This is a genomic window from Bartonella sp. AA56HLJMS (genome assembly GCF_042197145.1).
Lineage (GTDB): Bacteria > Pseudomonadota > Alphaproteobacteria > Rhizobiales > Rhizobiaceae > Bartonella.
This window is the reverse complement of sequence record NZ_JBHIRL010000068.1, coordinates 1-1742: the sequence shown is the minus strand read 5'-3', so window position 1 is coordinate 1742 and position 1742 is coordinate 1. Positions and strand designations below refer to the sequence as shown.

General features: G+C 41.8%; 1 pseudogene. It reads right to left on the bottom strand.

Annotated features, from left to right (window positions below):
* Window positions 1–1742 (bottom strand): annotated as a pseudogene (locus ACFINI_RS09805) (hypothetical protein); the annotation flags it as partial.

The window sequence follows — 1742 nt, the reverse complement described above, 5'->3', positions numbered from 1 at the left end:
CTTTCCACTTTGGTAATCACATTATTAACCTGTTCAGTCAATTTATTCTGAACATTCGTGATAGAACTTCCAACACCTGTAAGTGCATCAGCTACATTCGTATAGTTCTTGTCAAAAGAAGTACCATCCTCACTAAACTGCCTGATCTTGAAATCCGGTGCTTTCCATATGCCCACTTCATCATAACCAGCACCACCACCAAAATAGGTTGCAAGCGTGTTACCCATTGCATAAAGTTGACTACCAATGACAGCATCCGTTGAGCCGGGGCTGATCTCAGCCTTTTCTAGAAACGTAATTCTACTGTTTTCCTGTGTCCTTACAACTCTGCCTTTTTCTTCTTGCTTCTTCTCATGACGCGCTACAAAGGCATTGACCTCATCATTCCATAACAAAGAATCCTGTGCTACTCCTTCAGAAACTTCTTTAATCCGTGCATTCACATTCTTGATATTTGTATCAAGACCTGCAAAAGCACTCCCAACATCTTTAAACGAGCCCTCTGTTATATTACCCTTTGTATCAATCTTGGATAAGTTATAAGTTGGTCCCGTCATGGCAGAACCAGCAACTCCTGCACCTCCACCAAAATATTTTGATGTATTGGCCATAGCCGTTTCCAGATTTCTCGCTGTGGACGAAAGACTCTCATTGGTTTTGCTTAACTGTGAAAAATTAACTGCATCGTTCGCTCCAGTGCCATCAGACACTCCTGTAATCTTTTTACCCCCAGCATCTATCCCAGAAATGATTATTTTCGGTCCACCTGTAATCACTAAGCCTGTTGCGTCTAGGGTATTGCTTCCTGCAGTTACTTTATTGACTGCGATTTCCTTAGCTAGATCAAATTTTATATTATTATTATCTTTGCCTTTGCTAATTTGAAGATTTTTACTTGCCGCTGATAAATCGATCTTGCTCTCTATACCAATAGTTGTAGCATCTGCACCACCAACAGACAGCTGCCAACCTTTATCTACGTAATTTTGTAATGACTTTATCTGCGCAACATTTACTGCATCAGTCAGTTCAGAACCAGCTGCTACCCCTATAATTTGTCGCGTTCCCTTCTCGCTGAGATTACCAACACTCATGGCACCATAAACACTCTTCCATTGAGCGTCAGCACCTGTTGCATTCGCTTTCTTATTAGGAGAATAGCCCAAAACACCACTAGCCCTATCGGCCACAGAATTGTAACCTAGCGCAACACCGGTCCACTTTTCCGCACGTGCCCTTCCACCAATAACGGTGGTAGCAGGAGCGGAGGTTTGCGAACTGTTGCCGATATTAATAACAGATTCATAATCGTCGCGTCCTGAATGTACCTGTATGTTGTTACCAATAGCAATAATCCTCACGCCATGCGCATTCGGACTGTTTCCTATTTTTATATCCTCATTAGTTGCATATGTACTCACCCTCCTTGCTAAACTATTAACGCCAGACAGCAAAATATCATCACTATTATCGTCCTCAACAGGCAGCATCCACCCTTTTTTAACAAATGTTTTTGGCAATTTTCGCACAGCAATATTATCCGCACTCATGCTTTTATCGTTAACCGCTATTCTTGTAAGCTGTGGCACTTTCTTATCACCAACATTTCCAACTCGCGCAGAACGGCTACCTTCTGTCAAAACATTTACGATAGGACTCTTATCTCTCTTACCAGAAAGGGTTTTGGTTAAAAAATTTGCGTAATCATCAGAAGCATTCAAACCAGCAACAGAGAGAAGGCT